Genomic DNA, 8,912 nt, shown 5'->3' with positions numbered 1-8,912 from the left:
TGGCGCTTCACAAAGGGCTTCACATAGGCCGGCGGGATGAGCCGCACCTCATGGCCCAGCTTCCCGATCTCACGACCCCAGAAATGGGCGCCACCGCACGCCTCCATCACGACGACGCAGGATGGTAGCTGGCTGAAGAACGCCAGCACCTGGTCCCGCCGAAGCTTCTTGCGCAGCACCGCTCGCCCAGAAGCGTCGGCCCCGTGAAGCTGAAACACATGCTTCGCAAGATCGAGCCCGATCGTGGTAATCTCCGACATGACCTCTCCCCTCTGTGGATCGTCCCAGACCCACCCTGGCACAGCGAAGCCGTCGGGGGGGCGGTCACATCATCAGAGCCTGCCACAGGCCGCCACAGCGGCGTCCTTTTTCATTTTTCGCCGTGTGTCCCGGAGGGACCGGCGACCTTCACAAATCGTCCGCATCACGCCGGGCGTGTCCGGCTCCATTATAATCCGATTGAGATTTTTCCGGGATTCGTCTATATAATCGGGCTGTTTGCCGATACGCAGATCGTGTTTGCGCTGACCGGCCAGAGATCTGGCATTATTCAGTTCAAGCCGCGTGGACGCGGCTTTTGGGTTCCCCTCCGGGGACTTATGATTCCGTGGTGGCTTCGCCATATCATAACCTACTATCCATAACTTTCCCCACGAGGGGGATCGTTATGGATTTCCGGCGAAGGGGAGAAAAATCCTAACGGATTTTTATCCCCTTTCGAAACCCCACGCCTTCCGCTGGACCAAGGGGATCTCATCCCCTTTGGAAACCCCGACCAGAAATACCCTCAGATAAAAGTGCTAACATTTAGCACTTTTATAACATCATTCAGAGGCTGAATTTCCTCAGCGATATGCCAATCTCTTCAACGGCTCCTCATACTCTCCAATCAGCACGCTTAACGGGTCAGCACCCTTAAAGAACACTTGTGCATCAACGCCGTTCTCTGGAAGTAACCGTGTGGATTTCCTTACAGTTGATATTGCGTTACGGGATACTTCCTTGGTCCATCCAGGGAACCCAATCTGTGCAACCCGATTTTCTCCCACATAGACATTGATGAAGTTCCCGCTCGGGTTTCCTATCGAGCACCCATGATTGTTGAGCAGGCGCTGCAATTCATTGAATGTCACGATGTATGATATTCTATTGTCCTGCTTTCGGAACATGGTTTTGAAGCGCGGAGCGATATCTTCTACCAGCATATTTCTGCCATTGACCCGCTTGAAGTCCGCGATCTCTACTGTGAAGTCTTCAACTTCCTTTATGTCAACCGAAGGAACATATCCATGTTCCATCATAAAAAATACTGATGACAAAAAGGCCGTTCTCTTGTTTCCGTCATGAAATGGATGATCATTTATGAGGCCAAAAATCAGCGAGGACGCAATATCCCAAAAGTCGTTGTGAACAAATGATCCCCCCGCGGACGCTAACTGTCGGCAGACCGCCGAGGAGAGAAGGCCGACATCTTTTGGTCCGAATCCAGCGATTCCCTCGCCGAGCTTTAGAAAATGATCACAGATCAGATAATGAGCATCCAATACATCTTCGCAGGTCAAATGCGGTCGATCACCAGAATAGTCTATCTCGTCTATATTGCCTAAATTATAGAGGTAGTTTTCGTGCAGCCGGTCGGAAAGCGCGCTCTTGTCAAGCATGAATACTCCTAAAATCTCTTGCGTTAGCTAACTGCGACCTCTGTTCTGCCGCCGTCGCTCCCCAGTATTCACGTTTCACAGTTTGCGACAACATCATACAATCCCATGAGATGTGGCGCTCTATCCGTTGCTACCCGCTTTTGACCGCGACTCGGCTCCAGAGTGAACAGCACGCGGCATAACAGTTTGACGCAAAAACAAGGGATCGACAATTAGACCCAATGCTTGCTACATGCAGTCATCATGCTTCTGGTCAGCGAGCGCGCGGCGTGCAGATAAACGGTTGATTCTAAATGTAATTTCAGGTTCTTGGCTGGGGATCCTACCGCCCCAGTCAGTTTACTTCTTCCTTGAAAATCAGGCATTTCCGGTGCGGGAACGTGCTGCGGGGCTGAAAATCGCCCGCGTGCCGGGGTGCTGAAAAGGGTCTTTTCGACTCATCCGGCCGTGTTACTGCAACGGGAAGCGATAACATCCGAAACGGCGGTGCATGCCGCCCCGGCCTACGCCTGCCATCCCGCCATGCCCCACGCGGGCGCGGGCTTGGGCATGACGATCCACCGCCTTGCCATCGTCGGCCACATGCCCCCTCGCGCGCGTGGGTCGGGCGGAGGACAGGGTCCTGCGCCAGCGTGCATGACGCCCTTTCGGGTGCGGGCGGCTTGGTCGGTGAGGGCGCCGGCGCGCGCGGTGCCCTCTCGGGCGCGGGCCTCGGGTTCGAGGCTCGGCATGAGGGAAGGGCCGCGCAACGGCGGCGTGCGTTGCGCGGATGCCGGGCGCGAGGGCGGGGAACGGAAAGCCCGGCGTTTGCTGGGGTTTTCGCTGTGACAGCCGTGCACCGGGCGTACACCGGGCGTACACAGGCGGTATGACGGCAAGGGCCGGGTTCAGCCGTCGCGTTCGGCCAGGTCCAGCCATTCCTCTTCGGCGGCGGCAAGGGCGGCCTGGCGCTCGGCCAGGCCCTCGCTCGCCTTCTGGAACTTGGCGGGGGCGGTCTGGAACAGGTCGGGCTGGGCCAGGAACGCGGTCAGCTTGCCGATCTCGGCCTCCAGCCGCTCCATGACGGCGGGCAACGCCTCGAGCCGCTTGCGTTCGGAAAAGCTGAGGCCGGCGCGCTCGGGTGCCGCCTCCTTGGGCCCCGGCCTCGGGGCCACGCCGCGCGACGCGGGCGCGGGTTCCTCGGCCAGCACCTCGGGGCGCTGGCGGCGGTAATCCGACCAGCCGCCGGGATAGATCGTGGCGCGCCCGTCGCCCTCCATCGCCACGGTGGTGGTCGCCACCCGGTCGATGAAGTCGCGGTCGTGGCTGACCAGCAGCACGGTGCCGTCGTAATCGCCCAGGATATCCTGGAGCAGGTCCAGGGTTTCCACGTCCAGATCGTTCGTCGGCTCGTCCAGGACCAGCAGGTTCGAGGGCCGCGCCATGATCCGCGCCAGAAGCAGCCGGGCCTTTTCGCCGCCCGACAGGCTGCCCACCGGCGCGCGGGCCTGCGCCTCGTCGAAGAGGAAGTCCTTGAGATAGGCCACGACATGGCGCGGATTGCCCCGCACCATCACCTGATCGGCCCGGCCCGAGACGCGCATCTCGGGGTCGCCAACCATCGCGTCCCACAGGCTGACGGTTTCGTCGATGGCGCTGCGGGCCTGGTCGAAGACCGCGATGTCGAGGTTCGTGCCGTGCTTCACCTCGCCCGTGTCGGGCGCGATTTCGCCGGTCAGCATCTTGATCAGCGTGGTTTTTCCCGCGCCGTTCGGGCCGACGAAGGCGACGCGGTCGCCGCGCAGCACGCGCAGGTCGAAGGGCCGCAGGATCAGCCGGTCGCCAAAGGCCTTGCTGATCCCCTTGGCGTCGATCACGCGCTTGCCCGACTGCTGGCCCGCGTCCAGTTCCATCGCGGCGGTGCCCTGGCGGCGGATCTGGCCCGCGCGTTCCTCGCGCAGCGCAGCGAGCGCCCGCACGCGGCCCTGGTTGCGTTTGCGGCGCGCCGAAATGCCTTCGACCGCCCAGCGGGCCTCGGCCTTGATCTTGCGGTCCAGCTTGTGGCGGGCCTCGTCCTCGGCCGCCCACAGGGTCTCGCGCCAGTCCTCGAAATGTTCGAAGCCGCGGTCCTGCCGGCGCACCTCGCCCCGGTCGATCCACAGCGTCGCCCGCGTCAGCGCGCGCAGGAAGGCGCGGTCGTGCGAGATCAGCACGAAGGCCGCGCGGGTGGTGGAAAGCTGTTCTTCCAGCCAGCCGATGGCCTCGATGTCCAGGTGGTTCGTCGGCTCGTCCAGCAGCATCAGCTCGGGCGCCTCGGCCAACAGGCGGGCCAGTGCGGCGCGGCGGCGTTCCCCGCCCGAGGCGGTGGCCACGGCGCGGTCGGGGTCGAACTTCAGCCCCTCGGCCGCCATCTCGACGCGGTAGCCTTCGGCGTCGCCCAGGGATGCGCGGGCGAAATCGCCCAGGGTGGCGAAGCCCGTCAGGTCAGGGTCCTGTTCCATATAGCCGACATGGATGCCGGCGGGGGTGATGACCTGGCCCTGGTCGGGTTCGACCAGCCCGGCCATGACCTTCATCAGCGTGGATTTCCCCGAGCCGTTGCGGCCCACCAGCGCGACGCGGTCGCCGCCCTGCACGGTCAGGTTCAGCCCGTCGAACACGGGATTGCCGCCGAAGGTCAGCGAGATGTCGGTGAGTTGCAAAAGGGGTGCGCGTGCCATGGTCTGCCAGATAGGCTGGCCCGCGCGCAGGGTCAACGGGGGCTTACAGCGCCGCGACCAGCCGCCCCGCCAGCGCATGCAGCTGCGTGCGATAGCCCGTGCGCGCCGAGGGCTGGTCGGGGTCCGAGGTCATGGCGATGGCGACTGGCGCAGACCCCGGAAAGACATAGATCATCTGCCCGCCATAGCCCCAGCCATAGCGCACCGGCCGCCCGCCGATGCGGCTGATGAACCAGCCATAGCCGTATTGCTCGCCATTGAAGATGGACCGCGTGCGCGGCTGCCAGCTTTGCGCGATCCAGTCGGGGGGGATGACGCCCTGCCCGCCCGCCGCATAGGCCGCGCCGAAGGCCAGCAGGCTGCGCGTCGACATGGCCATCTGGTTGCCGCCCAGATAGATGCCCTGCGGGTCGCGGTCCCAGGCGGTGATGCGAAAGCCGGGAATGTCCAGCCAGTCCCGCGCCAGTTGCAGCGTCGAGCGCCCCGAGGCCCGCGTCAGCATGGCCGAGACCAGATGCGTCGAGGCGGTGGAATAGAGCATCCCCGCCCCCGGATCGGCGACGAAGGGCGCGGCCAGCGCCGCCCGGACCCAGTTGCGGCTGGCGACCCAGGCGCCATAGTTCGGGCCCGACTGGCGTTCCAGCCCCGCCTGCATGGACAGCAGGTGGCCCAGCGTCAGCCGCGCCATGCGCGGGTCGGGATCGGGCGGCAGGTCCGCGCGCAGCAGCGCGGCGACGCCTTGATCCGGGCCGCTGAAGACTCCCCTGGCGATGGCGATGCCGGCCAGGGCCGAGACGATGGATTTCGACGCCGACTTGATGTTCGTGGGCCGGTCCGGGTCGAAGCCGCCATAGCCCCGGGCCGCGATCTCGCGCCCGTCCCGCCACAGGGCGATGGCGCGGAGTTGCGGAAACTCGGCCGCGTCCGGCAGGACCGGCGGGCCGGACCGGGCCAGGCGCGGGGTGGCGAGCAGCGGCAGCGCCGCAAGGATCAGGGATCGGCGTTTCATCGACGGGATATGGGGCCGCGCGGGCCCCGGTGCCGCACCGTTCACCCTTTCGTGACCGCGCGGGCCCGGTTGCCGCCCCCGCGCCGCCCGGCTAAGCTGCGCCGTCACGAAAGGCCGACGGATGAGCGAAGAACACACCTATCAAGTCCTGGCGCGGAAATACCGGCCCGAGACCTTTGCCGACCTGGTCGGCCAGGACGCGATGGTGCGCACGCTGAAGAACGCCTTCGCGGCCGACCGGATCGCGCAGGCCTTCATCATGACCGGCATCCGGGGCACCGGAAAGACCACCACGGCGCGCATCATCGCCAAGGGCCTGAACTGCGTCGGCCCCGACGGCCAGGGCGGCCCCACGACCGAGCCCTGCGGGGTCTGCGAGCATTGCGTGGCGATCAGCGAAGGCCGCCACGTCGACGTGATGGAGATGGACGCCGCATCGCGCACCGGCGTGAACGACATCCGCGAGATCATTGAATCGGTTCACTATCGGGCGGCCTCGGCGCGCTACAAGATCTATATCATCGACGAAGTCCACATGCTGTCGACCAGCGCCTTCAACGCGCTGCTGAAGACGCTGGAGGAGCCGCCGCCGCATGTGAAGTTCATCTTTGCCACCACGGAAATCCGCAAGGTGCCGGTCACGGTGCTGTCGCGCTGCCAGCGCTTCGACCTGCGCCGGATCGAGCCCGAGGTGATGATCGACCTGCTGCGCCGCATCGCCAGCCGCGAAAGCGCCCAGATCACCGACGATGCGCTGGCGCTGATCACCCGCGCGGCCGAGGGCAGCGCGCGCGACGCGACCAGCCTCTTGGACCAGGCGATCAGCCACGGCGCGGGCGAGACGACGGCGCCCCAGGTCCGCGCCATGCTGGGGCTGGCGGATCGCGGCCGGGTGCTGGATCTGTTCGACATGATCCTGCGCGGCGCGGCGGCCGAGGCGCTGGCGGAACTCCAGGCGCAATATGCCGACGGGGCCGACCCGATGGCGGTGCTGCGCGACCTGGCCGAGATCACGCATTGGGTTTCCATCGTCAAGATCACCCCCGAGGCGATCGAGGACCCGACCGTCGGCCCCGACGAACGCGCGCGGGGCGCGGCGATGGCCGAGAAGCTGCCGATGCGCGCCCTGACCCGGCTGTGGCAGATGCTGCTGAAGGCGCTGGAGGAGGTGGGCCAGGCCCCGAATGCGATGATGGCCGCCGAGATGGCGATCATCCGGCTGACGCATGTGGCCGACCTGCCCGACCCCGAGGCGCTGATCCGCAAGGTCCAGGCCAGCGCGGCGGCGGGCGAGTTCAACCGCTCGGCCGCGCCTGCGACCCGCAGCGATGCCCCGCGCGCCGCGGCGCCCCGCGCCCCCGTGGCGGTCCGGCCCGACGGCGCTGCTGCGGCCATCGCGGTCTCGCCCGATGCGCTGGCGGATTCTCCCGACTTCGAGGCGGTGATCGCCCTGATCCGCCGCATGCGCGACATGAAGCTGCTGCTGGATGTCGAGGATCACCTGCGGCTTGTGCGCTATGCCCCCGGCCGGATCGAGTTCAACCCGACCGAGACCGCGCCGCGCGACTTTGCCCAGCGGCTGGCCGAACGGCTGCGCGGCTGGACCGGCGGGCAGCGCTGGGCCGTGGTCGTCGTCTCGGAGCCGGGCGCGCCCACGATCAGCGAGCAGCGCGCCGCGCGCGAGGCCGAGGCGCGGGCGCGGGCGATGGAGAACCCGACCGTGCAGGCGATCTTTGCCGCCTTCCCGGGCGCCAGGATCACGAAAATCCGCCCGGCTCCGGTCCCGGTCGCGGTTGAAAAGCCCGTGGGCGAGGATACATCCCCCCATGAGCTGACCGAAGGCCCGGTGGCCGAGGTCGAGGAATGGGACCCCTTCGAGGACGAGGAATAGGCGATGTTCAAGGGATTGGGCGACATGGGCGATCTGTCGAAGATGATGGAGGCCGCCCAGCAGATGCAGACCAGGATGGCCGAGATGCAGGAGGGGCTGACGCGCCTGACCGTCACCGGCGAGGCCGGCGCGGGCCTGGTCAAGGCCACGGCCACGGCCAAGGGCGAATTGACCGCGCTGGACATCGACCCGTCAATCTTTCGCGAGCAGGACAAGGAGGTGGTCGAGGACCTGATCCTGGCCGCGATCAAGGATGCGCAGCGCCGCGCCGAAGGTAAGGCGGCCGAGGAAATGGCCCGCCTGACCCGCGAACTGGGCCTTCCCGCCGACATGAAGATGCCGTTCTGAATGAGCTCGGGCGGCGACGAGATCGCGACCCTGATCGCCGCTATGGCGCGCCTGCCGGGCCTCGGGCCCCGTTCGGCGCGCCGGATCGTCCTGCAGCTGGTCCGCAAGCGCGCGGGCCAGATGGCGCAACTGGCCAGCCTGATGGCCAGCGTCGCCGAAAACGCCCGCGAATGCCTGGTCTGCGGCAATGTCACGCAATCCGACATCTGCCCGATCTGCGAGGACCCAGGCCGCGCCACCGGCGAGATCTGCGTCGTGACGGATGTGGCCGACCTCTGGGCGATGGAGCGGGGCCGCGCCTTTCGCGGCCGCTACCACGTCCTGGGGGGCAGCCTCTCGGCCCTCGACGAGGTCGGCCCCGAGGACCTGCGCATCCCGCAACTGATCGAGCGCATCGCCGAGGAAAACATCACCGAGGTGATCCTTGCCCTTTCGGCCACGGTCGAGGGGCAGACGACCGCGCATTACATCGCCGAGGCGCTCGAGCCCAGCGGCGTCGCCGTCACCGGCCTGGCCCAGGGCGTGCCCATCGGGGGCGAACTCGACTATCTCGACGACGGCACCATCACCGCCGCCCTGCGCGCGCGTCGCCGGTTCTGATGCGAACAAAGGCGCGGCCGGTCGGCCACGCCCCTGGTTCTTTCTTGCCGAAATATCCCGGGGTCCGGGGCAGAGCCCCGGTCCTGCGCCGCCGTCAGGCGTCCAGCTTTTCGACGGCCTTCACCTGCTTGGCGATCTCGATCCGGCGGGGCTTCAGCGCCTCGGGGATCTCGCGCACCAGGTCGATGTTCAGCATCCCGTCTTCATGGCTCGCGCCTTGGACGCGGACGTGATCGGCCAGGGTGAAGCGGCGCTCGAAGGCGCGGGTCGCGATACCGCGGTGCAGGAAGGTCCGGCCCTCGTCCTCGGCCGTCTTCTTGCCCGAGACGATCACCGCGCCGTCCTTGACTTCGACGGACAGGTCCTCGCCACCGAAGCCGGCCACGGCGATCGAGATGCGATAGGCATCCTCGCCGGTCTTTTCGATGTTGTAGGGCGGGTAGCTGGCCACGTCGGCGGAAAGCGCGCGGTCCATCACATCGGCCATGCGGTCGAAGCCGATCGAGGCACGGTAGAGCGGGGTCAGGTCGAAATTACGCATGTTCGCATCCTCTTCCAAGCGATACAAAGGCTTGCCCCCCATTGATGCGGGCGGGCAGGTCGTCGGCGCCCTTGGGCCTTCCGACGAAAAACCAGATGGGAATGGCGGCGCTGCCTGTCAAGATCCCGCCGCCCCGCCTGTGGCCGAGGCCGCATGGGTATTT

7 protein-coding genes and 1 pseudogene are annotated in these 8,912 nt (G+C 66.0%); 3 read left to right on the top strand and 5 right to left on the bottom strand.

What is annotated here, in order from left to right:
- From BU28_RS0120680 to BU28_RS0120670, 4 genes and pseudogenes are all read right to left on the bottom strand, one after another.
- A pseudogene (locus tag BU28_RS0120680) lies at positions 1 to 260 on the bottom strand (IS110 family transposase); the annotation flags it as partial.
- Between the two features lie 585 nt (positions 261 to 845).
- Positions 846 to 1,661, bottom strand: coding sequence for a type II toxin-antitoxin system death-on-curing family toxin (locus BU28_RS25170; RefSeq protein ID WP_081791495.1), 816 nt, complete (start codon positions 1,659 to 1,661; stop codon positions 846 to 848).
- Between the two features lie 887 nt (positions 1,662 to 2,548).
- Positions 2,549 to 4,360: an ABC-F family ATP-binding cassette domain-containing protein gene (locus BU28_RS0120675; RefSeq protein WP_028721121.1), complete on the bottom strand. Its 1,812-nt coding sequence runs from the start codon at positions 4,358 to 4,360 to the stop codon at positions 2,549 to 2,551.
- 43 nt (positions 4,361 to 4,403) lie between these two features.
- Entirely contained in the window at positions 4,404 to 5,369 is a 966-nt protein-coding gene (locus BU28_RS0120670; RefSeq protein ID WP_028721120.1) for a serine hydrolase domain-containing protein, read from the bottom strand.
- A 121-nt stretch (positions 5,370 to 5,490) separates the two neighbouring features.
- On the opposite strand from BU28_RS0120670, the gene BU28_RS0120665 reads away from it, so the two are divergent.
- From BU28_RS0120665 to recR, 3 genes are read left to right on the top strand one after another with little or no spacing between them, the layout of a single operon-like run.
- Positions 5,491 to 7,260 carry a DNA polymerase III subunit gamma/tau gene (locus BU28_RS0120665; protein WP_028721119.1) on the top strand — a complete coding sequence of 590 codons (1,770 nt, stop codon included), beginning with the start codon at positions 5,491 to 5,493 and terminating at the stop codon, positions 7,258 to 7,260.
- A gap of 3 nt (positions 7,261 to 7,263) precedes the next feature.
- A complete protein-coding gene (locus BU28_RS0120660) occupies positions 7,264 to 7,608 on the top strand; it encodes a YbaB/EbfC family nucleoid-associated protein (RefSeq protein ID WP_028721118.1) in 345 nt (114 codons plus the stop codon).
- Positions 7,609 to 8,208, top strand: coding sequence for a recombination mediator RecR (recR, locus tag BU28_RS0120655; protein ID WP_028721117.1), 600 nt, complete (start codon positions 7,609 to 7,611; stop codon positions 8,206 to 8,208). It abuts the gene before it with no gap.
- Between the two features lie 94 nt (positions 8,209 to 8,302).
- Here recR and BU28_RS0120650 read toward each other — a convergent pair whose 3' ends face one another.
- Positions 8,303 to 8,749 (bottom strand): Hsp20 family protein, encoded by a 447-nt coding sequence (locus BU28_RS0120650; protein WP_028721116.1) that lies wholly within the window; start codon positions 8,747 to 8,749, stop codon positions 8,303 to 8,305.
- Positions 8,750 to 8,912 lie beyond the last annotated feature (163 nt).

Origin of the sequence: Paracoccus yeei ATCC BAA-599, from assembly GCF_000622145.1 — a bacterium.
GTDB classification, from domain to species: Bacteria; Pseudomonadota; Alphaproteobacteria; order Rhodobacterales; family Rhodobacteraceae; genus Paracoccus; species Paracoccus yeei.
Note: the sequence above shows the minus strand (reverse complement) of the source record. Positions and strands in the feature narration are given on the sequence as shown.